The organism is Paenirhodobacter sp. (genome assembly GCF_050177655.1).
Taxonomy (GTDB): domain Bacteria; phylum Pseudomonadota; class Alphaproteobacteria; order Rhodobacterales; family Rhodobacteraceae; genus Rhodobacter.
In genome coordinates, this window is record NZ_JBFXGV010000039.1 from 1 (window position 1) to 25,528 (window position 25,528).

The 25,528-nt window shown below is 67.9% G+C and carries 22 protein-coding genes; 13 read left to right on the plus strand and 9 right to left on the minus strand.

What is annotated here, in order from left to right:
* Together AB7U46_RS13175 and AB7U46_RS13180 are read right to left on the minus strand one after the other, a co-directional pair.
* The coding region (locus tag AB7U46_RS13175; protein WP_428337439.1) for a M3 family oligoendopeptidase at positions 1 to 1,509 on the minus strand (1,509 nt) is incomplete at its 3' end.
* A 68-nt stretch (positions 1,510 to 1,577) separates the two neighbouring features.
* Positions 1,578 to 2,027 (minus strand): hypothetical protein, encoded by a 450-nt coding sequence (locus AB7U46_RS13180; RefSeq protein WP_428337440.1) that lies wholly within the window; start codon positions 2,025 to 2,027, stop codon positions 1,578 to 1,580.
* A 78-nt stretch (positions 2,028 to 2,105) separates the two neighbouring features.
* Between AB7U46_RS13180 and AB7U46_RS13185 the strand changes: the two genes are divergently transcribed.
* From AB7U46_RS13185 to AB7U46_RS13205, 5 genes are all read left to right on the plus strand, one after another.
* Positions 2,106 to 2,558, plus strand: a complete 453-nt coding sequence (locus AB7U46_RS13185) for a MarR family winged helix-turn-helix transcriptional regulator (protein ID WP_428337441.1) — start codon at positions 2,106 to 2,108, stop codon at positions 2,556 to 2,558.
* A 141-nt stretch (positions 2,559 to 2,699) separates the two neighbouring features.
* A complete protein-coding gene (locus AB7U46_RS13190; RefSeq protein WP_428337442.1) occupies positions 2,700 to 4,112 on the plus strand; it encodes a circularly permuted type 2 ATP-grasp protein in 1,413 nt (470 codons plus the stop codon).
* A 7-nt stretch (positions 4,113 to 4,119) separates the two neighbouring features.
* Entirely contained in the window at positions 4,120 to 5,073 is a 954-nt protein-coding gene (locus tag AB7U46_RS13195) for an alpha-E domain-containing protein (protein WP_428337443.1), read from the plus strand.
* Positions 5,070 to 5,882, plus strand: coding sequence for a transglutaminase family protein (locus AB7U46_RS13200; protein ID WP_428337444.1), 813 nt, complete (start codon positions 5,070 to 5,072; stop codon positions 5,880 to 5,882). The genes AB7U46_RS13195 and AB7U46_RS13200 overlap by 4 nt, the downstream gene beginning before the upstream one ends.
* A 37-nt stretch (positions 5,883 to 5,919) precedes the next feature.
* Positions 5,920 to 6,645, plus strand: a complete 726-nt coding sequence (locus tag AB7U46_RS13205) for a peptidase (RefSeq protein ID WP_428337445.1) — start codon at positions 5,920 to 5,922, stop codon at positions 6,643 to 6,645.
* Between the two features lie 111 nt (positions 6,646 to 6,756).
* Here AB7U46_RS13205 and AB7U46_RS13210 read toward each other — a convergent pair whose 3' ends face one another.
* Both AB7U46_RS13210 and AB7U46_RS13215 read right to left on the minus strand, forming a co-directional pair.
* A complete protein-coding gene (locus tag AB7U46_RS13210; protein WP_428337446.1) occupies positions 6,757 to 7,701 on the minus strand; it encodes an alpha/beta hydrolase in 945 nt (314 codons plus the stop codon).
* Positions 7,701 to 7,988 (minus strand): SCP2 sterol-binding domain-containing protein, encoded by a 288-nt coding sequence (locus AB7U46_RS13215; RefSeq protein ID WP_428337447.1) that lies wholly within the window; start codon positions 7,986 to 7,988, stop codon positions 7,701 to 7,703. Before AB7U46_RS13215 ends, AB7U46_RS13210 begins: the two co-directional genes overlap by 1 nt.
* Positions 7,989 to 8,052: 64 nt before the next feature.
* Here AB7U46_RS13215 and AB7U46_RS13220 point away from each other — a divergent pair, with 64 nt between their 5' ends.
* From AB7U46_RS13220 to AB7U46_RS13240, 5 genes are all read left to right on the plus strand, one after another.
* Positions 8,053 to 8,625, plus strand: coding sequence for a tetratricopeptide repeat protein (locus tag AB7U46_RS13220; protein WP_428337448.1), 573 nt, complete (start codon positions 8,053 to 8,055; stop codon positions 8,623 to 8,625).
* 18 nt (positions 8,626 to 8,643) lie between these two features.
* Positions 8,644 to 11,490: a helicase-related protein gene (locus AB7U46_RS13225; protein ID WP_428337449.1), complete on the plus strand. Its 2,847-nt coding sequence runs from the start codon at positions 8,644 to 8,646 to the stop codon at positions 11,488 to 11,490.
* Between the two features lie 2 nt (positions 11,491 to 11,492).
* Positions 11,493 to 11,807, plus strand: coding sequence for an RNA-binding S4 domain-containing protein (locus tag AB7U46_RS13230; RefSeq protein WP_428337450.1), 315 nt, complete (start codon positions 11,493 to 11,495; stop codon positions 11,805 to 11,807).
* A 107-nt stretch (positions 11,808 to 11,914) separates the two neighbouring features.
* The gene (gene fdxA / locus AB7U46_RS13235; protein WP_428337451.1) at positions 11,915 to 12,253 is read left to right on the plus strand and encodes a ferredoxin FdxA; all 339 of its coding nucleotides are present in this window, start codon (positions 11,915 to 11,917) and stop codon (positions 12,251 to 12,253) included.
* A 366-nt stretch (positions 12,254 to 12,619) separates the two neighbouring features.
* On the plus strand, positions 12,620 to 13,129 hold the full coding sequence (locus AB7U46_RS13240) for a CarD family transcriptional regulator (protein ID WP_428337452.1): 510 nt from the start codon (positions 12,620 to 12,622) through the stop codon (positions 13,127 to 13,129).
* Between the two features lie 69 nt (positions 13,130 to 13,198).
* On the opposite strand, the gene AB7U46_RS13245 is transcribed toward AB7U46_RS13240, so the two are convergent.
* Together AB7U46_RS13245 and AB7U46_RS13250 are read right to left on the minus strand one after the other, a co-directional pair.
* Positions 13,199 to 15,085, minus strand: coding sequence for a cation:proton antiporter (locus AB7U46_RS13245; RefSeq protein ID WP_428337453.1), 1,887 nt, complete (start codon positions 15,083 to 15,085; stop codon positions 13,199 to 13,201).
* Positions 15,086 to 15,215: 130 nt separating this feature from the next.
* Complete coding sequence (locus AB7U46_RS13250; RefSeq protein ID WP_428337454.1) at positions 15,216 to 18,554, minus strand: hypothetical protein; 3,339 nt, start codon at positions 18,552 to 18,554, stop codon at positions 15,216 to 15,218.
* A gap of 190 nt (positions 18,555 to 18,744) precedes the next feature.
* Here AB7U46_RS13250 and AB7U46_RS13255 point away from each other — a divergent pair, with 190 nt between their 5' ends.
* Positions 18,745 to 20,007, plus strand: a complete 1,263-nt coding sequence (locus AB7U46_RS13255) for a hypothetical protein (RefSeq protein WP_428337455.1) — start codon at positions 18,745 to 18,747, stop codon at positions 20,005 to 20,007.
* Positions 20,007 to 20,891 (plus strand): hypothetical protein, encoded by an 885-nt coding sequence (locus AB7U46_RS13260; RefSeq protein WP_428337456.1) that lies wholly within the window; start codon positions 20,007 to 20,009, stop codon positions 20,889 to 20,891. Before AB7U46_RS13255 ends, AB7U46_RS13260 begins: the two co-directional genes overlap by 1 nt.
* A gap of 56 nt (positions 20,892 to 20,947) precedes the next feature.
* Here the strand turns inward: AB7U46_RS13260 and AB7U46_RS13265 are convergent, their stop codons facing one another.
* The 3 genes from AB7U46_RS13265 to AB7U46_RS13275 form a co-directional block, all read right to left on the minus strand.
* Complete coding sequence (locus AB7U46_RS13265; RefSeq protein ID WP_428337457.1) at positions 20,948 to 22,231, minus strand: O-acetylhomoserine aminocarboxypropyltransferase/cysteine synthase family protein; 1,284 nt, start codon at positions 22,229 to 22,231, stop codon at positions 20,948 to 20,950.
* A gap of 128 nt (positions 22,232 to 22,359) precedes the next feature.
* Positions 22,360 to 23,886: a calcium-binding protein gene (locus AB7U46_RS13270; RefSeq protein ID WP_428337458.1), complete on the minus strand. Its 1,527-nt coding sequence runs from the start codon at positions 23,884 to 23,886 to the stop codon at positions 22,360 to 22,362.
* A gap of 94 nt (positions 23,887 to 23,980) precedes the next feature.
* Positions 23,981 to 24,976 (minus strand): hypothetical protein, encoded by a 996-nt coding sequence (locus AB7U46_RS13275; protein ID WP_428337459.1) that lies wholly within the window; start codon positions 24,974 to 24,976, stop codon positions 23,981 to 23,983.
* A 75-nt stretch (positions 24,977 to 25,051) separates the two neighbouring features.
* Between AB7U46_RS13275 and AB7U46_RS13280 the strand changes: the two genes are divergently transcribed.
* Positions 25,052 to 25,459, plus strand: a complete 408-nt coding sequence (locus AB7U46_RS13280; protein ID WP_428337460.1) for a hypothetical protein — start codon at positions 25,052 to 25,054, stop codon at positions 25,457 to 25,459.
* Positions 25,460 to 25,528: the final 69 nt, after the last annotated feature.

The window sequence follows — 25,528 nt, forward strand, 5'->3', positions numbered from 1 at the left end:
GAGGCTTTCGCCCTGCACCGACATCCAGAGCGCGTCAATATCCTCGGGCGTCAGCTCGCCTTCGGCCCGCGCGGCAAGCAGCTTGCATTCGAAATCGTAAAACGCGATCTGCCGCACCACGGTGTTGATCATGTCCTCGACCTTGCCGGCGAGCAGCGTCTTGCGCTCGGCCTTGGTCTTCGCCTGATCGAGGAGCTTGCGGAAGGTCAGCATCTCGCCGAACACGCTCGCGGTCTCGGCGAGCGTCAGCGGCGTGTCGGACAAAAGCGGCCCTTGCCCCGCCGCCAGCACCTGATGCACCCCGTGGCCAAGCTCATGCGCGAGCGTCATCACGTCGCGCGGCTTGCCCAGATAGTTCAGCATTACATAGGGGTGCACCGTGGTGACCGTCGGATGGGCGAAGGCGCCGGGCGCCTTGCCGGGCTTCACGCCGGCGTCGATCCAGCCCTTCTCGAAGAAGGGCTGCGCGATCTCGGCCATCTTCGGCGAGAAGGCGGAATAGGCCGAAAGCACGGTTTCCTGCGCCTCGTCCCACAGGATCTTGCGCGGCGCCTCGGTCGGCAGCGGCGCGTTGCGGTCCCAGATCTGCAGCTTGTCGAGGCCGAGCCATTTCGCCTTCAGCGCGTAATAGCGATGGCTGAGGCGCGGATAGGCGGCGACGACCGCGTTGCGCAGCGCCTCGACCACCTCGGGCTCGACATCGTTCGAGAGATGGCGCGCGAGCTGCGGCGTCGGCATCTTGCGCCAGCGATCCTCGATCTCCTTTTCCTTGGCGAGCGTGTTGTGCACCCGCGCGAAGATCTTGATGTTCTCGCCAAAGACCTTCGCGAGCGCCTTCGCCGCCGCCTCGCGCGTGGCGCGGTCATGCTCGGTCATCAGCGTCGTCGTCGCCTCGAGGTTCAGCTCCTCGCCGTTCACCTCGAATTCGAGCGCCGCCGTCGTCTCGTCGAAGAGCCGGTTCCACGCCGCCGCGCCGACGACCGACTGGTCATGCAGGAATTTCTCCAGCTCGTCGGAAAGCTGATAGGGTTTCATCGCGCGCATCCGGTCGAAGACCGGCTTGAACCGCGCCACCGCCGGATCGGCGAAGACGCTTTCATACTGCGCATCCTCGATGCGGTTGAATTCGAGCGAGAAGAACACGAGCGGCGTGGTGAAGGCGGTGATGCGGTCCTGCGCGTCGGAAAGGAACTTCGCCCGGCTCGCATCGACGGTGTTCTGGTAATAGCGCAGCCCCGCGTAGGACATGATGCGCCCGGCGGTGGTCTCGATCGCCTCGTAGCGCGCGATGCACTCGGCCATCGCGGGCGCGTCGAGCGTGGCGAGCTTGCCCTCGTAATCGGCGGCGAAGCTGGCACAGGCGGTTTCCAGCCAGCCCATGTCGCGCGCGAATTCCGGCGCGTCGGGCGCGGTGTAGAGGTCGCTCAGATCCCAGTCGGGCAGGGCGCCGAAATCGCCGGCGCCCCCGGTGGTGGCAGTGGCATCGAAGAGCGGCAGCATCGGTTTCATGGCATCCTCATCTCTGGTTGTCCCAGAGATAGGCGCAGCGGGGGGGCAGGTTCAAGCCGTGCTTCGGTTCAGGCCGGCACCGGGCGGCGGCGCAGGCGCAGCCCGTCGCGCATGTTCAGCCCCAGAAGCACAAGGTTGACGAGGCCCGCGAGCGTCTCGATCCGTTGCAGCAGATGAAAGCGGCCCTCGACCATGCCCTGCGCCGCGAGGGCCCAAAGGCCGATCGCGAGTGGCAGGAGCACGATCAGCCCGATCGCTGCGATCGCCTGCATGCGGGCGCGTTTCGCCGCGATCACCGGGCTGCGCCAACCGCGGCCAAGGCGAAAGCCGCTCGCCCCGGCGGCGATCATCGCCGGGATCAGCACGAGGCAGACGATGTAAAGCACCGTCTTGCGCAGCGCCGCGATCTCGGCGGGGTAGCCCGTGGGCTCGCCGAGCGCGATCGCGGTTTGCAGGCCGAGGATGGTGAGCATCGCCACGGCGCCCGCCGCGGCATGAAGTTTCGGAAGGAAGGGCATGTCAGGCTCCGGAATGAATCATAGCATGCTATTTATTATGACATTGAACAGCATGCTATGCAATGCCAGAAAGGCATCATGACCGAGAGCCCCGATCCCCTTCCCGATTTCGACAAGACCCGCTCGGCGGGCTATCTCGCAAACCACATGGCGCGGCTTTTCGCGACCGCGCTCGCCGAGGCGGTGCGCCCGCTCGGCCTTGCGCCGGCACAGTTCATGACGCTGCTCGAGCTTTGGCGCGAGGACGGGCTGACCCAGGCCGAACTCGTCACGCGGCTCGATGTCGAGCAGGCGACGATGGCGGCGACGCTGAACCGGATGGTGCGCGACGGGCTGATCGAAAAGGTGCCGCATCCGGGCGACCGGCGCGCGCATCTGATCCGCCTCACGGCCCGCGCGCGCGCGCTCGAGGCGCCCGCGACCAGCGCCGCAGCAGCGGTGAATGCGCGGGCGCTGGCGGCGCTTTCGCCGGAAAACCGCGGAGATTTGCTCGATTTCATGCAGAAAGTTATCAAATCGCTTAGAAAGTAAGCCGGAATGCGCTGAAATAGGCAGCTTACCGCAGGCTTGTGGGGGGAATTGGGGCAGGCGAGAGGGGTAACGGGGCCGGGCCGCTTCCGCTCCCCGAATCCGATCCTTAAGGTTTGAACAAGGCCGGAGGAATCAACCGCCATGACTGATTATTTCAACGAAATGTACGAGAACGGGCAGGTGCGCCCGCCCTATGCGCGGCTCGAGGACTGGACCCGCGCGATGCCGGCCGAGCTTCGGCAGATGAAGCAGGCGGAGGCCGAGGCCCTGTTCCGCCGCATCGGCATCACCTTTGCGGTCTATGGCGAGGGCGGCGATCCCGACCGGCTGATCCCCTTCGACATGTTCCCGCGCGTCTTCACGCAGAACGAATGGCGCAAGCTCGAGCGGGGCATCAAGCAGCGCGCCCGCGCGCTCAACGCCTTTCTGCTCGACGTCTACGGCCGCGGTGAGATCATCAAGGCGGGCAAGATCCCGGCGAAGATGGTGTTCCAGAACGAGGCCTATGAACGCGCGGTGAGCGGCTTCACCCCGCCGCGCGGCATCTATTCGCATATCGTCGGCATCGACATCGTGCGCACCGGTCCCGACGATTTCTTCGTGCTCGAAGACAATTGCCGCACCCCCTCGGGCGTTTCCTACATGTTGGAAAACCGCGAGATCATGATGCGGATGTTCCCCAACATCTTCCGCGAGAACCGGATCGAGCCGGTCGACGGCTATGCCGATGCGCTGCGCCGCACGCTGGCCTCGGTCGCGCCGGCGAAATGCGACCGGGAACCCACGATCGCGATCCTGACGCCGGGGCATTTCAACTCCGCCTATTACGAGCACAGCTTCCTCGCCGATCTGATGGGCGTGGAACTGGTCGAGGGCGCCGATCTCTTCGTCGAGGGCGGCTTCGTCTGGATGCGCACGACCGAAGGGCCGAAGAAGCTCGACGTGATCTATCGCCGGATCGACGACGCCTTCCTCGATCCGCTCTGCTTCCGGCCCGACAGCATGCTCGGCGTTCCGGGGCTGATGGATGTCTATCGCTCGGGCGGGGTCACGATCTGCTCGGCGCCGGGCGCGGGCGTCGCCGACGACAAGGCGATCTACACTTTCGTGCCCGAGATGGTGCGCTTCTACCTCGGCGAGGAGCCGCTTCTGAACAACGTGCCCACCTGGCAGTGCCGCAAGGACGACGATTACAAATACGTCCTCGAGCACCTCGGCGATCTCGTCGTGAAGGAAGTGCATGGCTCGGGCGGCTACGGCATGCTCGTCGGTCCGAAATCGACGAAGGAGCAGATCGCCGCCTTCCGCTGCAAGATCGAGGAAAACCCCGAGAATTACATCGCCCAGCCGACGCTCTCGCTTTCGACGACGCCGACCTTCGTCGAGGAGGGGATCGCGCCGCGCCACGTCGATTTGCGGCCCTATTGCCTTGTCGGAGAGAAGATCGAGCTGGTGCCGGGCGGGCTGACCCGTGTGGCGTTGAAGGAGGGCTCCCTTGTCGTGAACTCGTCGCAGGGCGGCGGGGTCAAGGACACCTGGGTGCTGGCGGAGTGACGACGAGATGCTGAGCCGGACTGCTGAAAACCTGTTCTGGATCGCGCGCTATATCGAGCGTGCGGAAACCATGGCGCGCCTGCTCGAGGTCGGCGCCCGTATCGCGCTGATGCCCTCCGCCGGGCATGGCTACCGCTCGGAATGGGAGAGCCTGTTGCAGGCCTCCGGCACCGCCGAGGGTTTCGCCGAGAAATACGGCGACCCGGTGCAGCGCAATATCGAGAGCTATCTCTTCTTCGACCGCGACAACCCTTCCTCGGTGATCTCCTGCATCGAGCGGGCGCGGGAAAACGCGCGCATCGTGCGCACCGCGCTGACCGCGCAGGTCTGGGACGCGATGAACATGGCGTTCCAGGAGATCCGCCAGATCGAGCGCAAGCCGCGCTCCGAACTGGAGCTGACCGAGCTCACCGAATGGGTGAACCGGCAGGCCGCGATGATCCGCGGCGCGATCGACGCGACGCTTTTGCGCAATGACGGCTATTGCTTCCTCAACCTCGGTTTCGCGCTCGAACGCGCCGACAACACCGCGCGGCTGATCGACGTGAAATATTACGTCCTGTTGCCGAGCGTCGATTTCGTGGGTTCGGGGCTCGACAACTACCAGTGGCAGACGCTTTTGCGCGCGATGTCGGCGCAGCGCGCCTTCCACTGGGCCTATGGCGGCGAGATCACGGCGAAGAAGATCGCCGATTTCCTGATCCTCAACCATCAGTCGCCCCGCTCGCTGATTGCGGCGACGACGCTCGCGATGGAGCATCTCGACGATCTGGCCGAGGCCTATGATCGTTCGGGCCCGGCGCAGCTGCGCGCCCGCGCGCTGGTCGCCGAACTCGGCGAGACCCGGGTCGAGGAGATCTTCGACGAGGGGCTGCACGAATTCCTGACCCGCTTCATCCGGGACATCGGCGAGCTGTCGAACCTCGTTTACGCGGCCTATCTGAGCGGAGAGGCAAGATGATCCTCACGGTCAATCACACCACGAGCTATCAATATGACGCGCCGATGCGCGCTGCGGTGCAGTCGCTGCGGCTGTTCCCCTCGCGCTTCGACGGGCAGCGCACGATCCGCTGGCAGGTCGCGGTCGAGGGCGGGATTCGCGGCGGCTCCTTCCGCGACGGCGCCGGCGACAAGGTCGAGGGCTGGTCGATGCGCGGCCCGGTCGAGGAGATCACGATCTCCGTCACCGGCCAGGTCGAGACGCTCGACCTCGCCGGCGTGCTGCGCGGCCACCGCGAGACGGTGCATCCCTTCGCCTATCTGAGCGAGACCGCCGCGACCTGGATCGACGACGCGATCGAGACCCTCGCGCAGGAGGCGGTGCGGGGTGCGAAGGATCCGCTCGAACAGGCGCATCAGCTCTCGCGCGCGGTCGCCGACGCGATCGCCTACAAGCCCGGCGTGACCCATGCCCATACCACCGCCGCCGAGGCGCTGGGCCTGGGCGAGGGCGTCTGCCAGGACCACGCCCATGCGCTTTGCGCCGTGGCGCGGGCGGTGGGCATGCCCGCGCGCTACGTCTCGGGCTATCTGCACGCGAGCGAGGACGGTACCCCGCACGAGGCCGCCCATGCCTGGGCCGAGGTCTTCGTCGACGGCATCGGCTGGATCGGCTTCGACCCGGCGAACGGCTGCTGCCCGGATGCGCGCTACATCCGCCTCGGCTCCGGCCTCGACGCGCGCGAGGCGGCCCCGATCAAGGGCATTGCGCTGGGCGAGGGCGAGGAGAGCCTCGATGTCGCAGTTGCCCTCGAGAGCACGCAGCAATAATACTTGCTGCTTATGTTCAGGGTGACCGGGGAAGATCATGACCTATTGTGTGGGCCTTCTGCTTGACGAAGGCATGGTGCTGTTGAGCGATACCCGCACCAATGCGGGGCTCGACAATATCGCGACCTATCGCAAGATGTTCCTCTTCGAGGAGCCGGGCGAGCGTGTCGTCGCGATCCTCACCGCGGGCTCGCTTTCGGTGACGCAGACGACGATGGCGCGGCTGCGCGAGGCGGTCGAAGACCCCGACGCGACGCCGGACAATTCGATCATGATGGCGCCCACCATGCTCAAGGTCGCCGAGATCGTCGGCAATACGCTGTCGCATGTGCGCCAGGACATCGACGCGCGGATGGAGGCATCGAAGGTCTCCACCTCCGCCTCGATGATCGTCGCCGGGCAGCGCAGGGGCGGCGCGATGCGGATGTTCCTCGTCTACCCGGAAGGGAATTTCATCGAGGCGACCGAGGACACGCCCTATCTGCAGATCGGCGAGCACAAATACGGCAAGCCGATCCTCGACCGGGTGGTGCGGCCCTCGACCTCGCTCGACGATGCGCGCAAGGCGGTGCTGCTCTCGATGGATTCGACGCTGCGCTCGAACCTCTCGGTCGGCATGCCGCTCGATTTCGCGGTGATCGAGAAGGACGCCTGCCGCGTCACCACGCGCCGGCGCATCGAGAAGGGGGATCCCGATTTCTCGCGGATGTCGCTCGCCTGGTCGGAAGCGCTGCGCGACGGGTTCACGAAGATCCAGATCTAGCGCCTGGGGCTGGCGTTCCGGGGCGCTGCCCCGGACCCCGGGATATTTCGCCTCTGTAGAAATGGGATGTTTCTACAGAGTGCAAATATCCCCGCCGGAGGCTCTGTGCTCTCAGCCGGTGACGCCGTCGAAGACCTGGGTGCAGGCGTCGAAGAAGAGCTTCCGGCTCGCCGCGCCCTCCATCATGATCTCGTGCTGCGCGCCCGGCACGCGCAGGAGTTTCCCCTTCGGCCAGCGCGCCATGCGCGCTTCGGCGGCGGGGATGTCGATGATCCGCTCGAGCGCGCCCACCGCGGTGAGGCAGGGCAGGTCGGGCGAGGGCAGCGCAGCCATCGCCACGCAGTCGAGGATCCCCTCGCAGACCCAGTGCCAGGTCGGCCCCGCGATGGTCAGCGCGGGTTCGATGCCGATCTGCTCGACCATGAAGGCCCACATTTCGGCGTCGGTCGTGAGCTTGTTGTCCTCGAAGGGCGCCTTGAGGACGTAGCTGCGCGCATCGGTGCCGGGGGCGTAGCCATCGGCGAAACCGGTGTCGCCGATCAGCCGCGCGATCGTCGGGCCGAAGGGGCGCAGCAGCGCGGGCAGGCCGATCTGCCACATCGGCGCGGAAAAGGCGCAGGCGGCGAAGGGATGGCCCGCGGTGAGCACTGCGCGCAGCCCGATCGCGCCGCCCATCGAATGGCCGAGCACGACCCAGGGTTTCGGCAGGCCGAGCTCCCCGGCCGCGGCGATCACTGCGGCGAGGTCGCGCTGATAATCGGTGAAGGCGCCGATATGGCCCTTCATCGGATCGGCGATCAGCCGGTCGGCAAGGCCCTGGCCGCGCCAGTCGACGGCGAGCATCGCATAGCCCCGGGCGGCGAAATCCGCCGCCGCGGGGCCGTATTTCTCAACATATTCGGTGCGGCCGGGCAGCAGGAACACCGTCCCCTTCGCCCCTTCCGGCACCGGCCAGACCCCGAGGCGCAGCCGCACGCCGTCCTCGGCGGTGAGCCAGAAGGCCCGCCCGCCCGCCGGACCGCGCGCGATCGCCTCGTGGAATGGCGCCGTTTGCATCAGCTCAGCGCCGCGCCGAGCTGCATCGCGAGGCCCATCGAGCCGTCGATCTTCAGCTTGCCGGTCATGAAGGCCATCGTCGGGTTGACGTTGCCCTCGAGGATGCCGCGGAAGGTCTCCGCATCGGCGGTCATCGTCACGTCGGCCTCGTCGTCGCCCGCGCGCACGCCGTTTTCGTCGATGATGATCGCGCCTTCGTCCTTGATCACGAATTTCGCGGTGGACGAGAAGCCGCCCGAAAATTTCTTCGAAAGGGCCTCGACGGCCTTGTCGATCATGTCGCTCATGAATTCCTCCGATTGTGAACGCCGCCCCCTCGATTTCTGCGGCGCTTGAGTTACAGTCCCGTATATGCGCGTCCCCGGGCTTCGACACAATTCTATCGTTGCGGCAGTTGCCGTAATCGTCAACTTCGGTCTTGCCGGGGCACTTCCGGCCCGGGCGGAGACGGCGGGGCTCGACCGGCAGTTCTCCGAACTCGCCGATCCGGGCTATGCCGGCTGGCAGCGTGCCGAATCGGATATCCGCCGGGCCTGGTCGCGCTCGGGCTCGGCCGCGATGGACCTGCTGCTCAAGCGTGGCGAGGAGGCGCTCGATGCGGGCGACACCGGGGCGGCGATCGAACATCTGACCGCGCTCACCGATCATGCGCCGGATTTCGCCGAGGGCTGGAGCGCGCGCGCCTCGGCCTATTATGCGGCGGGGCTCTATGGTCCGGCGGTGAGCGATCTGTCGCATGCGCTCATCCTCGAGCCGCGGCACTGGGAGGCGCTCACCGGGCTTGCCTCGATTCTCGAGGATACCGGCGACAAGGCGCGGGCGCTCTCCGCCTATCGCGCCTCTTTCGCCTTGAACCCGCATCAGGACGATGTGAAAGACGCAATTGCGCGTCTGCAGAAGGAGCTTGCCGGCGTCGCGCTGTGACGTCTGCGAGGGGGAACGATGACGGGGCGGATCACCGCGGTCCTCGGGCCGACGAACACCGGCAAGACACATTACGCGATCGAGCGGATGCTGGCGCATCGCACCGGCGTCATCGGCCTGCCGCTGCGCCTGCTTGCGCGCGAGGTCTATGACCGGATCGTGAAGGCGCGCGGCCCCTCGGTCGTGGCGCTGGTCACGGGCGAGGAGCGGATCGTCCCCGAACGCGCGCAATACTGGGTTGCGACCACCGAGGCGATGCCCGAGATCGGCGCCGATTTCGTCGCGATCGACGAGATCCAGCTTTGCGCCGATCCCGAGCGCGGCCATGTCTTCACCGACCGGCTCCTGCACATGCGGGGCCTGCACGAGACGCTCTTCCTCGGCTCCGAAACGATGCGCGGCGCGATCGCGGCGCTGGTGCCGAAGGCGCAGTTCACCCGGCGCGAACGCTTCTCGACGCTGAGCTGGGCAGGTTCGAAAAAGATCAGCCGGATGAAGCCGCGCAGCGCGATCGTCGGCTTTTCGGTTGAAAATGTATACGCCATCGCGGAACTGCTGCGCCGGCAGAAGGGTGGCGCGGCGGTGGTGATGGGCGCGCTCAGCCCCCGCACGCGCAACGCGCAGGTGGCGATGTATCAGAACGGCGATGTCGATTACCTCGTCGCCACCGATGCGATCGGCATGGGGCTCAACCTCGACATCGAACATGTCGCCTTCTCCGCCACCGCGAAATTCGACGGCCGGCGGATGCGGCACCTCTTCCCCTATGAGATCGGCCAGATCGCGGGCCGCGCCGGGCGGCACACGATGGACGGCACCTTCGGCGTGACGGGCGAGGCCTCCGCCTTCCAGCCCGAGGTGATCGACGCGGTCGAGAACCACCGTTTCTCCCCGATCCAGCGGCTGCAATGGCGCAACCCGAAGCTCGAATTTGGTTCGGTCGCGCGGCTGATCACCGCGCTCGAGGACAGCCCGAAGGACGAATGGCTCACCCGCGGGCGCGAGGCGGACGATCTGCGCGCGCTCAAGGCGCTCTCCGAGATCCCCGAGATCGCCGCCCATGTGCGCCACCCGAGTGACGTGCGCCTGCTGTGGGACGTTTGCCGTATCCCCGATTTCCGCTCGATTTCCGAGGCCGAGCATGCGACCCTGCTGGCGCGGATCTTCGGCTTCCTGCGGGAGGGCAAGGGGGTGCCTTCGGACTGGCTCGCGGGCCAGATCGCACGCATCGACCGGCCGCAGGGCGACATCGACGCGCTCTCCAAACGGCTCGCCTTCATCCGCACCTGGACCTACGTTGCGCAGCGCAAGGGCTGGGTGGACGATGAAACCCATTGGCGGGACGAGACGCGCGCTGTAGAAGACCGCCTGTCGGATGCGCTGCACGGCGCGCTGACCCAGCGATTTGTGGACCGGCGCACTTCTGTGCTGCTGCGCCGGCTCAAGCAGAAGGAGACCCTCGTGGCCGAGGTGAACGACAAGGGCGAAGTGATGGTCGAAGGCGAGTTCGCCGGCCGTCTGGAAGGGTTCCGTTTCCGTCAGGACGCGACCACGTCGCCCGACGAGGCGAAGATGCTGGCGCGCGCCGCCTATGAGGCGCTGAAACCGGAGTTCAGCCTGCGGGCGGACCGGTTCTACAACGCGCCCGACACCGAGATGGATTTCACCGAGCAGGGCGGCCTGATGTGGGGCGAGATCGCGGTGGGCAAGCTGGTGAAGGGCTCCGAGCCGCTGAAGCCCTCGGTCGAGGCCTTCGTCGACGAAGAGGCCGGCCCCGATGTCGCCGAAAAGGTGAAACGTCGGCTGCAGCATTTCATCGACCGCAAGGTCGCCGCGCTGTTCGAGCCGCTGCTCGCGATGAGCCGCGACGAGGCGCTGACGGGTCTCGCCCGTGGCTTCGCCTTCCGCCTCGTCGAGGGGATGGGCATCCTGCCGCGCGAGGGCGTCGCCGCCGAGGTCAAGGAGCTTGACCAGGACGCGCGCGGCCTGCTGCGCAAGCATGGCGTGCGCTTCGGCCAATACACGATCTTCCAGCAGGCGCTGCTCAAGCCCGCGCCGACGCGGCTGCGCCTCGTGCTCGCCTCGCTTTGGGACGGGCTGCAGGAATTCCCCGAAAGCCCGCCCCCGGGTCTCGTGACGATCCCCTATATCGCCGAAGTGCCGGCCTCGGCCTACACGCTGTCGGGCTATCGCCCGGCGGGCGTGCGCGCGATCCGCATCGACATGCTCGAACGGCTCGCGGACCTTCTGCGCACGCAGGACACCCGCGGCGGCTTCGAGGCGACGCCGGACATGCTTTCGATCACCGGCATGACGCTCGAGCAATTCGCCGACCTGATGCAGGGGCTGGGCTACAAGGCCGAGCCGGGCACCCGCGAGAAGACCCGCCCGACGCCCGAGCCGAAGGCCCCGGAAGCCGGTGCCGAGGGCTCGGAAAACCCGATCCCGGAAGAGGCCTCGCCCGTGGCGGAAGCCGAGGCCGAGGCCGAAGCGGCCGCGCCGGAGATGGAAACCTTCTACACCTTCGCCTGGGCGCCGCGCCCGCGTCACCATGACCGCGGCCCGCGCCGCGAGGGCGGCCGCGATCAGGGCGCTCAGGGGCAGGGCGAGGGCCGCGACGGCGGCAAGCCGCGCCGCGAGCACCGGGGCGAGGGCGGCGGCAAGCCGCGTCGCGACGGTGAGGAGGGCGGCAAGTTCGGCGGCAAGCCGAAGGGCAAGCCCGGCAAATTCGGCGGCAAGGGCGGCAAGTCGCGCGACGAGGACAAGGCCCATCACTACGAGGCCCGTCCGCCGAAGAAGGACAAGCCGATCGACCCGGACAACCCCTTCGCCGCGGCGCTCATGGGGTTCAAGAGCAAGAGCTGACCTTGACCGAGGCCGTCGACCGCATCCGCATCGACAAATGGCTGTGGCAGGCGCGGTTCTGCAAGACCCGCGCGCTCGCCGCCGAAGCGGTGAGCGGCGGCAAGGTGCGCCTGAACGGGGCGCGGCTCGAGAAACCGGGCCGCGCGGTCGGGGCGGGCGACGTGCTCACGCTGACGATCGGCGGGCGGATGCGGCTCATTCGCGTGCTCGACTGCGGCACCCGCCGCGGCCCGGCGTTCGAGGCCGCGACGCTCTATCTCGACCTCGAGGCGGGCGGCGTTCCGCAGGCGCCCGAAGCGCCGGAACAGACGTTCTGAGCACGCGGCCAGAACGCCGCACCCGGTCTTTCCCCCGTCTCGGCCCTTGATTGATCGCGCCGGCCTCGCTAGGAAACCCGAAAGCGCAACGTTCCGGGGTTCGTTTCATGACCTATGTCGTCATCGACAACTGCATCAACTGCAAATACACCGACTGCGTCGAGGTCTGCCCGGTCGACTGTTTCTACGAGGGCGAGAACACGCTGGTGATCCACCCCGACGAATGCATCGACTGCGGCGTCTGCGAGCCGGAATGCCCCGCCGACGCGATCCGCCCGGATACCGAGCCGGGGCTGGAAAGCTGGGTCGAGCTGAACCGGAAATATGCCGAACTCTGGCCGGTCATCACCCAGAAGAAAGACCCGATGCCCGAGCACGAGAAATTCGACGGCGAGACCGGCAAGCTCGAGAAATACTTCTCGCCCAATCCCGGCCAGGGCGACTGAGTCGCGGGGCGACGCCCTTGCCGCACTGCGGCGAATCGGACGTATCCTGACCGGAAACGGGCGCTCCTGCGGGGCGCCCTTGGTGATTCGCGGCAAAATTCCCGCTGCGGCGCAAGCATGGAATTGCTGCGAAGGCACAGGTTAACATTTCGAATTATGCATATCGCGCCTTCGTGTCGAGCGGCGGCGCTTTGAAATGCCCCTATTTTATGCTATATTCCTGTTACATAGGAGTTCGACCCCGCCCCATCTGCCTGCTCGCCTCTGGGGAAATTCAGCGAAAGATCACCGCATCGCGGAGCTTCGGCGCCGGGGGTGTTTCATGCGCTGAATGCGGCGGAGAACCGGCTGCAAGGAACCGACTGAATGACCAAGACCAAGAAGACCGAGTTTCGTCCCGATGATTTCGTTGTCTATCCTGCCCATGGTGTCGGCAAGATCATGTCGATCGAGGAACAGGAAATCGCCGGTCTGCGACTCGAACTCTTCGTCATCTCCTTCGAGAAGGACAAGATGACGCTGCGCGTTCCCACCCACAAGGCGATCGACATCGGCATGCGCGGCCTGTCGACCCCCGACGTCGTGTCGAAGGCGCTCGACACGCTGAAGGGCAAGGCGAAGGTCAAGCGCGCGATGTGGTCGCGCCGCGCGCAGGAATACGAACAGAAGATCAACTCGGGCGATCTGCTCTCGATCGCGGAGGTCGTGCGCGACCTGCACCGCGCCGACGATCAGCGCGAGCAGAGCTATTCCGAGCGTCAGCTCTACGAAGCCGCGCTCGAGCGTCTGACCCGCGAAGTGGCGGCCGTGTCGGGCACCGACGAGGCCGGCGCGGCGAAGAAGGTCGACGACGTGCTCGTCGGCCGCGCCGCCTGAGCCGACCGGACATCATGGTGATCACGGCGGGCCCCTTCGGGGGCCCGTTCGCATTCCGGGGGAGGGGGCTCAGCCCTCCTCGATGACGTCGGAATCGGCGATCTTGCGCTGTGCCTCGGCGCGGCGGGCATTGAAATGCTTGAGCATTTCCGCCTCGAGATCGGCGTTCAGCTCCTGCGTGCGCTTCACGTAATCGGGGTTCTGCTCGACCGGAACGCCCGGTTTCCAGACCTCGGCCAGATCGCGCACCGCGGCACGGTCGAGCTTGAAGAACAGCTTCTCCAGCTCGGAGGCCTCGTATTCGCTCAGCCCCACGTTCTCAAGCACATAGCGCCCGGCGCGCAGGCTCGAATCGAACATCTCGCGCACGATGTCATTGGCCCCGGCGCCGTAAAGCTCGAACACATGGATCCGGTCGCGGGCGCGGGCGATGATATGCAGGTCGGGCCGCTGCCGGCGCGCATAGGCGACGAGCCGGTTGGTGGCGCCGCGATCGTCGAGCGCGACGACGAGCACCCGCGCCCGCGCGATCCCGGCGGCCGCCAGCAGGTCGGGGCGCGTGGGGTCGCCGAAATAACTCTTGATGCCGAAGGTGCGCAGCACCTGGATCGTCTTCAGATCGGCGTCGAGCACCGTGGTGTGGAACCCGGCCATCGTCACCATCCGGTTGATCATCTGCCCGAAGCGCCCGGCGCCGGCGATGATGATCGGCTGCTGCTCGTCGATCTCGTCCGGGTCGGGGCGGCGGGCGGCGGCCGAGCGGCGCGAGAGCCGCTCCTGCAGGATGAAGAGGAGCGGCGTCACGATCATGCTCAGCGCGATCACGAGCAGCACCTTCTCGGCGGTGTTCGAGGGCAGGATCCGCTGGCTCACCGCGAAGGAGACGAGCACGAGCGAGAACTCCCCCGCCTGCGCAAGGCCCAGCGAAAACAGCCATTTGTCGGAGCCGTGCAGCTTGAAGAGCTTGGCGAGGCCGAACAGGATTGCGGCCTTCAGCGCGACGAGCACGACCACCAGCGCGACGATCTTGAGCGGCCCGTGCAGCAGAACCTCGAGGTTGATCCCGGCCCCGACGGCGATGAAGAAGAGCCCCATCAGCAGGCCCTTGAACGGCTCCAGATCGCTTTCCAGCTCGTGCTTGAACTCGCTGTCGGCAAGCACGACGCCCGCGAGGAAGGTGCCGAGCGCCGGCGAAAGACCGACGAGGTTCATCACCGAGGCGATGCCGACGACGATCATCAGCGCGACCGCGGTGTTGACCTCGCGCAGCCGCGAGGCATGGACGAAGCGGAACAGCGGCCTGATCAGGAAGTGCCCCGCCATCACGATCAGCCCGACCGCGGCAAGGGTGACGAGGGTGACGCCCCAGCCCGGCAGATCGTTCAGCACATGCCAGGTGCCGCCATGGCCCGCGGCCTCCGCCTTGGCGAGCGCCCGCGCGCCGGGCAGAGCGAGCAGCGGCATCAGCACGAGCATCGGGATTACCGCGATGTCCTGCGTCAGCAGCACGGCAAAGGACGACCGCCCCCCCGCGGTCTGCATCAGCTTTTTCTCGGTCATCGTCTGCAGCACGATCGCGGTCGAGGACAGCGCGAGGATCATGCCAAGCGCGATCGCCGCGCGTGGCGGCTGGCCCACGGCCAGCGCCGCCCCGGCGACGACGAGCGTCGTCAGCACCACCTGCAACCCGCCCAGCCCGATCAGCTTGTCGCGCATCGACCAGAGCGCGCGGGGGTTCATCTCGAGCCCGATCAGGAACAGCATCATCACCACGCCGAATTCGGCGAAATGCTGCAGGTCGTTCGCCTGCGCGCTGGCGAGGCCGAAGATCGGCCCGATCAGCACGCCGGCCAGCAGATAGCCGAGCACCGAGCCAAGCCCGGCGCGCGTGCTCAGGGGGACCGCGACGACGATGGCCACGAGGTAAAGCGTCGCCTGCAGCAGAAAGCCTTCCATCGGAAACTCGCAAGAGGGGCCGCTGCCGCGAGGCCGTGGCCGGTCGGATCGGGAAATCGGGGTTCGCGTCAGAGTAACGCCCGCAGGCGGCGGGGCAAGGCCGAAATCCCCAGCTTTCGCGCGGTTGGGGTCAACCGTTCTTGAGCAGCTTCAGAACGTAGCTGCGCGAGCCCTTCTGATAGGTCAGCTGGCTGTCGCCGATCGCCGTCACCTTGCCACCGTCGAGCCGGTCGCCGACCGAGACCTTGACGAAGCGGCCATTCGGCATCCGGATCAGCGCGCGGCGGTCGCGCGACGCGCCGTAGATGCCGATCAGGTTCATCTCATTGAGATTGAGGGCGTTCTTCTCGGTCGCCTGTTTCGCGACCGAGGCCGTGGTCGGAAGTTTCGGCGCCGCTTTCGTGGGCTCCGGTTCGTCGAGTTCGACCGCCGGGGCAGGGGCCGCAGCCGCGACCTTGGGGGCCGGAGCGGGCGTCGGGGCAGGGGCAGGGGCCGCGGCGGCGACCTGGGTCGGCGCGGCGGCGGCTTCGGCCGCGACCGCAGCGGCGAGCGCGCGATCGACCGAGGCCTTGAAATTGCGCGGCCGGCTCACCGGCCGGCGCGAGACGTCGACGGCTTGCGCGGTCGCATCGGCGAAAGGATCGGCGGTCTCGACCTCGACCGGCGGGACCGCGGCGGCGGCGAGGGTCAGCACCGCGTCGGGGCGCGCATTCGGGCGCCGCGCGGCAAGGCGCTTCGCCTCGGCGGGGCTGAGCCCGGGGGCGAGCAGCGCACCGTCGTCCTGCGGCGCGGCGGGGGCGGCGGGGGCCGCCTCGGGCGTGGCCGGCGCGGTCGCTGCGGCGGCCGCCGCGCGGTCGATCGCGGCGGGGCGCAGCTTCGGGCGGAACCGTTTCAGCGCGGGATCGGCATAGGGCGCCGGATTGGCCGCCTCCTCCGCCGCGGCTTCGGCGGCGGCCGTCGCCTTTTCCGCCTTCGCGATCACCGTGTCGGGGCGCGCGCGCGGCACCCGCCCGGGCTTGCCGGCGTAAAGCGTGAAGCCGCCCGGAGTGACCACGCCCTCGGGCGTCGGCTCGTAGCTGCCCTGGGGGTCGACCCGGGCGAGATCGTCGAAGGGCGGCGGCGCGCTGGGCGTCACCGGCGGCGTGTCGGTCAGGCTTTCGGCGGGCGGCAGGGCCACCCCCGGCGGCAGCGCGAGCTGCGGATTGGGCAGGCTCGGCGCCGGCACCTGGGTTTCGGCCTCGGAGGCCACGGGCGCCTCGGGCGCCGCCTCGGCGGGGGCGCTCTGGCTCGAAAGCGTGCCTTCGGGCGCGGCCGCGGCGGGCGTCTCTTCGGGGGCGACGACCTCAGGGGCGGCGGCCTCGGGCGCGGTCGCCTCGGGCGTCGCTTCCGCAGGCGCCTGCGCCTCGGCGGCGGCTTGGGCCTGGGCCTGCGCCTCGGCCAATGTCATCTGCGGCGCGTCCTGCAGCGCGGCGCCGGGCGCGGCGGTGGTCTCCGCGGCCGGGGCCTCGGCCTGTTCGACCGGCGCCGGAGCGGGCGTCTCGTCCCCGCCGAGGAAACTCGACCAGAGCGCGACGATCGCGAGGAAGGCGATCAGCCCGCCGATCAGCGCGGCACCGAGGTATTTCGGCTTGCCGCCGACCTGCGTCTTCTTGCGCGCGCCGAAGACGGTCTTTTCGTCCGGGGCCGCGGGCTCCGGTGCCTTCGCCGGTTTCGCGGTGACGCGCGGGCGCAGCCCCTGGGCGAGCGCCTTGCCGGCGCTGCCGCCGAGCGCGACGGTGCCACGCGCCGCCCGGCCCAGGCCGCGGCGCGGCTTGTCCGTTTCGGCCTCGGGCGCGGCGGCGGGCTCCGCCGGCAGAGCGAGCCCTGGCGCGGTCACTCCCGCTTCGCCCGCGCGCGCGAAAAGCGCCTTGCGTTCGGGCGCCCCGGCGGGATGCAGTCGCGCGGCGCCGCCAAGCGGCTTTGCCGGGCCTTCGGCCGAGGGCTGGCGCGCAGCCAGCATCGCGTCGCGGCGCGAGGCGAAGGCCGGCGCCGGAACGAGCGTATCCTCGCTGGTCGGATCTTCGTCGGTCACCTCGGTGAACGGCGCCTCTTCCACCGCCAGTTCGGGCACCAGTTCGGGCGCGGTCCCGGCCGGTTCCGGCGCCGCGAACAACGGAAGTTCCGCAGCCGCGACAAGGGTTTCCGGCGTGATTTCGTCGCCGAGCGCAGCGGCAAGCGCCTCCTCGGCGCCCTCCGGATCCTCGGCGATCTCCTCGGGGGCCAGCACCGGTGCGACCGGCTCGGGCGGCGCTTCGGACGGAGCCTCGAGCTCGACCTCGGCGCCGATGTCGTAAGTCTCGGCGACCGGCGCCTCGGCTTCGGCCTCCGGCATCAGCTCAGGCGCGATCTCCGCGCCAAGCGCTTCCGCGAGCGCCTCCTCTTCCTCCGGCGCGAAGGCGACGGGCTCTTCGGTCACAGGCTCCGCCGCGGGCTCGAGCTCGGCGGCGAGCTCGGCCTCGAAGGAGTCGTCGACGGTCTCGGCGGCAGGCGCGCCGGGGATTTCGAGCGGCAGTTCCGCGCCGAACGCCGGTGCCTCGGGCAGGGGCTCCGGCGCGTGTTCCGGTTCGGGGGAGGCCTCCGGCTCCGCGGGGGCGGCGCTTTCGGTGTCGAGCGCGGCGGCGAGATCCGCCGCTTCCTCGGCGTCGAAGGCGGGCGCCTCGGGCGTCTCCGCGATCTCGGCTGCGGCGTCGCTTTCGGGCACGGGCAGCGGCTCGGCGGGATCGGCGGTGATCTCCGCGCCCTCGGGGGCGAGGTCTTCCGCTTCCGCAAACTCCGGCACCGCGTCATTCAGGGGGCCGTCTTCCGGCGCCGCCTCTTCCGCGGCCTCCGCTTCCGTCACAGGCGCGGCCTCGGCCACTCCGTCGCGGGCGGCGCGCACGGCGGAGATCATCGCCGCCGCGATCGGGCGCGGATCGCGTTCGACCTTCTCGCCCTCGGGCAGATGGTCGCGCGCGGCCTTTGCCGCACCGAACCAGGGCTCGCCGGCATAGTCGCCGGGCTCGGGCACGCCTACGAAACCGACCGGAGCAAAGCCCCAGTCCTCGGCGAAGCTTTCCGCCTCGTCGAGCGTCTCGCGCGCGACCACCGCGACCTGCACGCGGTCGTCGCGGCCGGTCCAGTCGAAGACGAGATCGGCGACGTCATAGGGCGTCATCCCGTCGAGCGCGGTGGCGATCTGCCGGCGTCGCATCACCGGCCGGGGGCCGGGGGCGTCCACCTCGGTGTAGAGGATCTGCGAGGCGGGGATGATGACCTTGGTCGCGAGCCCCTCGGGGGAGCGGGCGAGCGCCTCGCTGCGCAGCGCGCCGAGCTGTTCGGCGAAATCGGGCGCATCGAGCGCCACCTCGCCCAGAAGCTCCCATCCGGTGCCCGCGCGCGCGAACAATCCGATGCCATCATGCGAGAGGTTGAGGGCGAAACTGGGTCTCATGTGAGGGGCTCTAGCACGTCAGGGGAGGCGCCGGTACCGGCGCGGGCGTCGGGCCTCTTGGTAAAGCAGAAATCCGCGCATGAAAAGCGCGCGGGGCGGCATTGCGGGGCGTGGAACGTGAGATTTTCCCGCTTTCGCCCCATTTACGCCATGCCACCCCGTCAGCCTGTGCAAAAAGTTGTGAGGCCCGATGTCGCGTTTGATCTGGTATTTCCTGCTCTCCATCATCCCGGTGATGCTGCTGCTCCCGGGAGAGCCGAGCAACGCCCTGCGCCACGCGCTCGATCCGCAGGTGATCGCACGCAAGCTCGACGAGGTCGGCCGCACGCAGCTGTTCCAGCCGCAGGGGCAGGATGGCGCGGGGGGCGGCATCGGCGGCTTCGTCACGCGGCTGTTTTCCGGCGCGGCGAAGACCTCCGTCACCCAGCTCGCCGAGGGCGAGACGGGCAAGGCGCTCGACCACGTCAAATACGCGAGTTTCGGCTGGGAGGGGGATGAGTCGGTCCTCGACAGCGAGAACGGCCTGCCGGTGTTCCGCGCCCGGGTGATCACGGGCTGGCGCAAGACCGCGCTCGAGGATGCGCCCGCAGCGATCGTGACCCATCCGCTGCTGACCAGCTGCGACGCGCTCGCGCGGCCGGCGCCGGGGGACCGGGTCGCCCTGGTGGTGAGCGGGGCGCGGATGAAGGGCGGGCTGATCGGCCGCGACGCGACGAAGTTTCACAAGGCGGTGGCCGATTACATCAAGGACATGCGCTCGCCGCTGCGCCGGCGCAATCCGGCGGTGACGATCGCCGACCGCAAGGAAAACGCCTATGACGCTTTCGATGTCGCGCTGACGCGGAGCGATGCGCCGGTGCATCTGGTGCTTTCGGGCGAAGCCGGCTGGCCGCGGGTCTGGAACCTGCAGATCGCGCCCGGGGCGCGGCTCGCGCGGGTGACGCTTCTGGGCGGGGCGCGCGACGCGGTGGCGAACCTGCCCGACGGCGTGCCGGTCGAGGCGATCGGGCGCGACACGCTCGCCGCCTGCGGTGCGCGCGAGGCCTATCCGTTCGAGGAGACCTCGCTCATTCATCAAAGTGCGGCGATCGGCGCGTTGTCCCAGGACGAGTATCGCACCCGGATGGCGGAACTCGACACTGCCTATCGCGACTGGGCGGCCTGGTTTTCGGCGCGCTACGGCGTCGAGCCGCTCGAGCGCCAGCTCGGCTTCGATCGCGGCTTTGGCGTGGTGATCGGCCCGGTGCCGGCGACGCCCGAGGCGCGCGCGACCTTCCGCCCGCTTGCCGGTGCCGCGGTGAGCATCGCCGAGGGCGCGCAGGCGATCCCGATCAGCGAGGCGGGCATCCTGCAGATGCGCGCCGAGGTCGAGGCGAAGGCGCGCGAGATCGCCGGCCCCGCCTTCGACCTGCTTCCGCAATATCCGAAACGCTCCAGCGGGGGGATGTTCTGATGCGGCTCTTCGTCATCATTCTCGGCGTGATCCTGATGCTGCCTGCGGTGGCCTATCTCGGCTGGCAGGGGTTGCAGCACACGCCGGGCGTCTCGCGCGTGATCAAGGATGTCTCCGCGATCGACGACTATTACGCCGACGCCGGCAAGGGCGCCGAGCGGATGCGCGGGCTGATCGGGCGCGGCTGGAAGATCGGCGCGGCGATGGCCGCGGCCGGGGGCGACAACGAGAAGATGCTCGATGGCGCGATGGGCGTGCTGTCGGAGGAGGCGCGGGGCCGCGCGGTCGAGACCTTCGCCCGGCCCGATACCTTCGGCCCCGAGCGGCGGGTGATCGTCGACCTCGTGGTGACGCCCGAGCAGTTCCTCGCCCCGGGCGAGGTGCTGCCCGAGGAGGAATGGCGCGACCTCTTCATGCAGACGCGCATCGCTACCCTCGCCGGTCCGCTTTGCGACAAGCTGCGCGGCACCTATGTCGCCGATTGCCGCGTCGACAATTTCCGCATCGAGCGCGACAGCTCGAAAAAGGCGACGCGCCCCTGGCGGCCGGCGGTCTTCACCCTCGCGGTGCTGCCGCTCACGCCGGAGGGGGTGCTGCCCGCGGCGCAGACGGTGCCGGAGATGACGCAGGACTGGATCGAACTCACGCCCTATCCGAAGAAGCGGGGGGAGGCCACGCTGAGCTTCGGCCCCGATCTCGACGCGCTGTTCGCCAAGGCCTTTGCCAGGGCCGAGGCGGCCTGTGCGGAGCGGCGGCGCGCGAAGGGCAACTGCATGCTCTCGCGGATCGCGCTTACCGTGGACGGGCATGCGACGGCGATGATCGCCTCGCTCGAGGGGACGAAGGCGCCGCCCGCCCCGCCGGCCCCCGTGCCGGTAAACTGAACGCAAAGCAAAAGGCCGGGGAGATCCCCGGCCTTCGTTTTTCGGAGCTCGTGCGCTCAGGCCGTCGCGGCGGTCAGCGCCTGATCGAGATCGGCGATCAGATCCTTCGCATCCTCGATCCCGATCGAGAGCCGCACCACATTCGGCGCGGCGCCCGCGGCGATCTGCTGTTCCTCGGTGAGCTGGCTATGCGTGGTCGAGGCCGAATGGCTCACCAGCGAGCGCGCATCGCCGAGGTTCGCGACATTGGCGAAAAGCTTCAGCGCATCGACGAATTTCACGCAGGTCCCATAGCCACCCTTCAGCGCGACGGTGTAAAGCGCACCGGCCCCCTTCGGGCAGACGCGGGTCATCCGCTCGTGCCAGGGCGAGGCGGCGAGCCCGCCATAGGTGACGTAATCGACGCGCGGATCCTTTTCGAGGAACTCGGCCACCGCCTGGGCATTGGCGACGTGTTTCTGCATGCGCAGGCTCAGCGTCTCGATCCCCATCAGCGTGTAATGCGCGCCCTGCGGGTTCATCGTCATGCCAAGGTCGCGCAGCCCGATCGCGATGCCGTGGAAGGTGAAGGCGAGCTTGCCGAAGGTCTCCTGGAAGTTCAGCCCGTGATAGGCGGGCTCAGGCGCGGCGAGCGAGGGGAACTTGCCCGAGGCGGCCCAGTCGAAGTTCCCGCTGTCGATCACCGCGCCGCCCGTCACCGTGCCGTTGCCGGTCATGTATTTCGTCAGGCTATGCACGACGAGGGTCGCGCCAAGCTCGATCGGGCGGCAAAGCCAGGGCGTGGCGAGCGTGTTGTCGACGATCAGCGGCAGGCCGACCTTTTGCGCGATCTTCGCCACCGCCGGGATGTCGGTGATATAGCCCGCGGGGTTCGAGATCGACTCGCAGAAGATCGCGCGGGTGTTCTCGTCCACCGCCGCCTCGAGCGCGGCGAGATCGTCGAAATCGACGAATTTACAGCTCCAGCCAAAGCGTTTGATGGTCGAGCCGAATTGCGTCATCGTGCCGCCGTAAAGCCGGCTCGAGGCGACGATGTTCAGCCCCGGCGCCATCAGCGGGAAGATCGCCATGATCTGCGCCGCATGGCCGGAGGAGCAGCACACCGCCCCGGCCCCGCCCTCGAGCGCGGCGACGCGATCGGCAAGCCGCGCGACGGTCGGGTTGGTCAGGCGCGAATAGATGAAGCCCACTTCCTGCAGCCCGAAGAGACGCGCCGCATGGGCGGCGTCCTTGAAACGGTAGCCGGTGGTCTGGTAGATCGGCACCTGCACTGCTCCGGTCGCCGGATCGGGCGCCGCGCCGGCATGGATCTGCAGCGTGTCGAAGGAATAATCGCTCATCGGGGCCTCCCTGTTCATCGGGCGCACCCTATCCGCGCGCCCGGACCCCTTCAAACACATTCGCGCGCCGCGATGTAACGCGCTCGGGCGTCCCGGGGCGCTGGGCCCCGGGGCGTCCCCAATGCGGTTCAGACGAGGACGATATCGACGTAGGTCACCGTCGCACCGGCCTGCAGATCGGCGATCATGATCGCGGCCTCGGCCCCGTTGCCGTCCGCGTCATACCAGAGCGAGCGGTCGGAGGTGTCGAAGATGAAGTAGTCGTTCGCATCCTGCGCGACATGATCGGCGCGGGTGATGAAGGAACTCGCCGCGATCGTTCCCGTCGGCAGCCCGCCGAAAGCGGTCGCGTCGAAGAGGAAGCGGTCGTTGTCGCCGGCCACATTGTGGAAATCGAGGATGACGTCGCCGGCGTCGGCCACGCTGTCATAGCGGAAGGCGTCGTTGCCGTCGCCGCCGATCATCCGGTCGATCCCGGTGCCGCCGCGCAGCTGGTCGTTGCCGGCCCCGCCGTTCAGCGTGTCGTTGCCGCCATAGCCGAGCAGCCAGTTCGCCTGCGCATCCCCGGTGAGGCGGTCGTTGCCCCCGTCCGAGCCATAGACATTCTCGAAGCCGACATAGGTGTCGCCGAGCGCCGACCCGCCATTGCCGAAGGAGCCGTCAAGCGCGACCCGCACCGCATCCATGTTGCGGAAATCGAGGATGTCGTTGCCGGCGTCGCCGTAGAAGGTCTCGGCCTCGGCGGCGTTGCCGACGAAGCGGTCATTGCCGTCGCCGCCATAGACGCTGCCTTCGACCTGGCCGTCGATCCCGAGGTAGCTGTCATTGCCTTCGCCCATCACCACATCGCCGACCATCAGCCCGTGGTTGATCAGCACGTCGGAATTGATGCTGCCGTTGTAGGAACCGTCGCCGCCTTCGATCGTGCCCCAGTTGCGCGCCACGACCACGCTCTCGCCGCTCGAAACATCGCCGAAATTCACGCCGAAGTCCTGCACCGAGGTGATCGTGCCGTGGTTGAGAAGCTGGCCGCCGCCGGCCGTGCCCGAGAACCGCACCCCCGCGCCCTCGGTGGAAACCGCGGTGATCGTGCCGTCCGCCAGGTTGTTGACCAGAGTGTTCCCGCCTTCGGCAAACACGCCGTTGTTGTAGCGGGTGCCGTTGATCGTGTCGTCATTGGTGTTGGAGGTGATGCTGCCGGAGTTGACGAGCATGTCGCCGGTGGTGCCGAACAGGTTCAGGAAGACCGCCGAAGCCGCTTCGATCGAGCCGGTGTTGACGATGCTGCTGTTGCCGCCCGAGAGCACTCCGATCGCGGCGGGCGCGATCAGGCTGCCGTCATTGATCAGCGAGTCTCCGGTATTGTAGTTGAAGAACACGGCGGCGCTGCCGCTGGCCTCTTCGCCGGAAAAGAAGGTGCCACCGCTGGCGATGTGGAGCACCGAGTAATCACCCGAAAAATAGATGATCGACTCGGAAGCCAGCGTGCCGAGAACGGTCAGCTGGATGTCGTCGAAGTTCGTCGCCCCCAAAGGCGAACTGGTGGTGGAGCCGAGGGTCACCCCCGGCAGGATGACCAGTTGGTCACCGGCTGCGCCATAGCTGAACAAAGGGCCGGCGCCGATCGTCGTCGAGCTGATGTAGGACAAGGTCATTGGTCACTCTCCCCAGATGAGTGCGTTGATCCGGGGAAAGCTTCCGCCACGTCAGCCTGTCTGTAAAGTAGGGTTAATGCCACCCCTGCTGGGTTCAGCGCAGCCAGAGCCCCTCGCGCCGGATCGCGTTGCGCAGCACATGCTCGCGTTTGGGCAGATCGTCGCGATCGAACTTTGCCCGCAGCTTGCGGCCTTTCTTCTGGTAGATCAGCTTCTTGGCCGGTTCGTAAAGGCGCAGCACCTTCTTCACCGGCTGCGGCGCGGCGACGGTTTCGACCATCTCCACTGCGGCATCGCTTTCGCGCGCATAAAGTAGCGGCAGGGCGCGATAATGCGTGCTCACCGCGCCGTCGAGCCCGTCGAGCTCCGGCCCGGGGCGCCCGCCGCCGAAGGAATGAATCACCAGCGGCAGCGCAATCTGGTCGAGCCAGGGGTCGAGCGACTGGCAGGCAAGTTCGTCGGGCGTGTCCCAGCGGATCGTGTGTGCGTAGTTCATGAAGCGCTTGCCGAAAGCCTGCGCATCGGCGCCGAAGAACCAGCCGGCGTTGAAATAGAGATAGCGGCGCCAGTATTCGTCGGGCTGGCTCAGATCGAGCGAGCTTTCGAAATCGAGGCCGAACTTGTCGTAGAGGCTCTTCCAGATCTCGGTGAAGCCGACCTGATAGAGCGGCGGCTCCGGCCAGGTGCCCTCGCGCCGCATCGAGGCGGAGGGGCGGTTGAAATCGAACCCCACCGAGGAGAGCGGCCCGGTGAAGACGGTGTCGGTGTCGAAGAAGACGAAGGGCTCCGCCGGCAGCGCCGCCATCGCCTCGATCTTGTTGCCGTGCGGGTAGCTTTCGCCGAAATGGCGGTTCTCGAAGGGCAGGATCTCGACGCCCTGATCGTGCAGCAGCCGCCGCACCGGATCGGAGATCGCGACCGGTTTCGACCATTTCGCGCCCGAGGGTTCGGCGGCGATCAGCCGGCCCTTGAACCCGGGATTGGCTGCGCGGAAGGAGGTGGCGAAGAGGATCGCCTCGAATTCCAGGCGCCCGGCCTGAACCACGAAAAACACGTTATACTGGGAATCGGTCTGGTCTGGGGCCGTCATGCTCGCACGCCTTTGTTCTCGCGCAGTATTACGGCTTTTGACCGGAGGGGAAAAGAGCGAGCTGGAGGAGAGAGGATGCGAGTGACGATCGGGGCGCTGGTGCTGGCCGCGCTGCCGCAATTGGCGGCGGCGCAGCAATTCACCACCGCGGCGGAGGTGCGCCCGATTCTGGGTGCGACGAAAGCGAGCTGGGTCGCGCTGCGGGAATACGACGGGCAGGATCTGATCTATTTCACCCAGATCCTGAGCTGGCGCTGCGGGCTTACGGCGGTGGGCTATGGTTTCAACGGGGCGGAGCCGACCACGCTTTTGCCGATGGAGCCCTGCCACGAGGGCACGGCCAGCCCGAACGCGATCACCGGCGACGCGATCTATCTGCGCCAGCCGCCGGGGTCGGTGCAATCGCTGCGGGTGCGGATCGTCTATGACGACGGCACGACGGAGGAGGCGAGCTATGCGCGCGCGCAGGTGCTGATGCCCTGAGCGCGGTGCAGAACGCGGGCGCCGCGGGCCAGCGGCCCGGGCGTCGGTTCACCAATCCTGTGGAGGGAG

Excerpts from the sequence above, each read along its gene's own strand:
- AB7U46_RS13180 (WP_428337440.1), bottom strand. The coding sequence starts at position 2,027 with ATGCCCTTCCTTCCGAAACTTCATGCCGCGGCGGGCGCCGTGGCGATG.
- AB7U46_RS13185 (WP_428337441.1), top strand. The coding sequence starts at position 2,106 with ATGACCGAGAGCCCCGATCCCCTTCCCGATTTCGACAAGACCCGCTCG.
- AB7U46_RS13190 (WP_428337442.1), top strand. The coding sequence starts at position 2,700 with ATGACTGATTATTTCAACGAAATGTACGAGAACGGGCAGGTGCGCCCG.
- AB7U46_RS13195 (WP_428337443.1), top strand. The coding sequence starts at position 4,120 with ATGCTGAGCCGGACTGCTGAAAACCTGTTCTGGATCGCGCGCTATATC.
- AB7U46_RS13200 (WP_428337444.1), top strand. The coding sequence starts at position 5,070 with ATGATCCTCACGGTCAATCACACCACGAGCTATCAATATGACGCGCCG.
- AB7U46_RS13205 (WP_428337445.1), top strand. The coding sequence starts at position 5,920 with ATGACCTATTGTGTGGGCCTTCTGCTTGACGAAGGCATGGTGCTGTTG.
- AB7U46_RS13210 (WP_428337446.1), bottom strand. The coding sequence starts at position 7,701 with ATGCAAACGGCGCCATTCCACGAGGCGATCGCGCGCGGTCCGGCGGGC.
- AB7U46_RS13215 (WP_428337447.1), bottom strand. The coding sequence starts at position 7,988 with ATGAGCGACATGATCGACAAGGCCGTCGAGGCCCTTTCGAAGAAATTT.
- AB7U46_RS13220 (WP_428337448.1), top strand. The coding sequence starts at position 8,053 with ATGCGCGTCCCCGGGCTTCGACACAATTCTATCGTTGCGGCAGTTGCC.
- AB7U46_RS13225 (WP_428337449.1), top strand. The coding sequence starts at position 8,644 with ATGACGGGGCGGATCACCGCGGTCCTCGGGCCGACGAACACCGGCAAG.
- fdxA (WP_428337451.1), top strand. The coding sequence starts at position 11,915 with ATGACCTATGTCGTCATCGACAACTGCATCAACTGCAAATACACCGAC.
- AB7U46_RS13240 (WP_428337452.1), top strand. The coding sequence starts at position 12,620 with ATGACCAAGACCAAGAAGACCGAGTTTCGTCCCGATGATTTCGTTGTC.
- AB7U46_RS13245 (WP_428337453.1), bottom strand. The coding sequence starts at position 15,085 with ATGGAAGGCTTTCTGCTGCAGGCGACGCTTTACCTCGTGGCCATCGTC.
- AB7U46_RS13250 (WP_428337454.1), bottom strand. The coding sequence starts at position 18,554 with ATGAGACCCAGTTTCGCCCTCAACCTCTCGCATGATGGCATCGGATTG.
- AB7U46_RS13255 (WP_428337455.1), top strand. The coding sequence starts at position 18,745 with ATGTCGCGTTTGATCTGGTATTTCCTGCTCTCCATCATCCCGGTGATG.
- AB7U46_RS13260 (WP_428337456.1), top strand. The coding sequence starts at position 20,007 with ATGCGGCTCTTCGTCATCATTCTCGGCGTGATCCTGATGCTGCCTGCG.
- AB7U46_RS13265 (WP_428337457.1), bottom strand. The coding sequence starts at position 22,231 with ATGAGCGATTATTCCTTCGACACGCTGCAGATCCATGCCGGCGCGGCG.
- AB7U46_RS13270 (WP_428337458.1), bottom strand. The coding sequence starts at position 23,886 with ATGACCTTGTCCTACATCAGCTCGACGACGATCGGCGCCGGCCCTTTG.
- AB7U46_RS13275 (WP_428337459.1), bottom strand. The coding sequence starts at position 24,976 with ATGACGGCCCCAGACCAGACCGATTCCCAGTATAACGTGTTTTTCGTG.
- AB7U46_RS13280 (WP_428337460.1), top strand. The coding sequence starts at position 25,052 with ATGCGAGTGACGATCGGGGCGCTGGTGCTGGCCGCGCTGCCGCAATTG.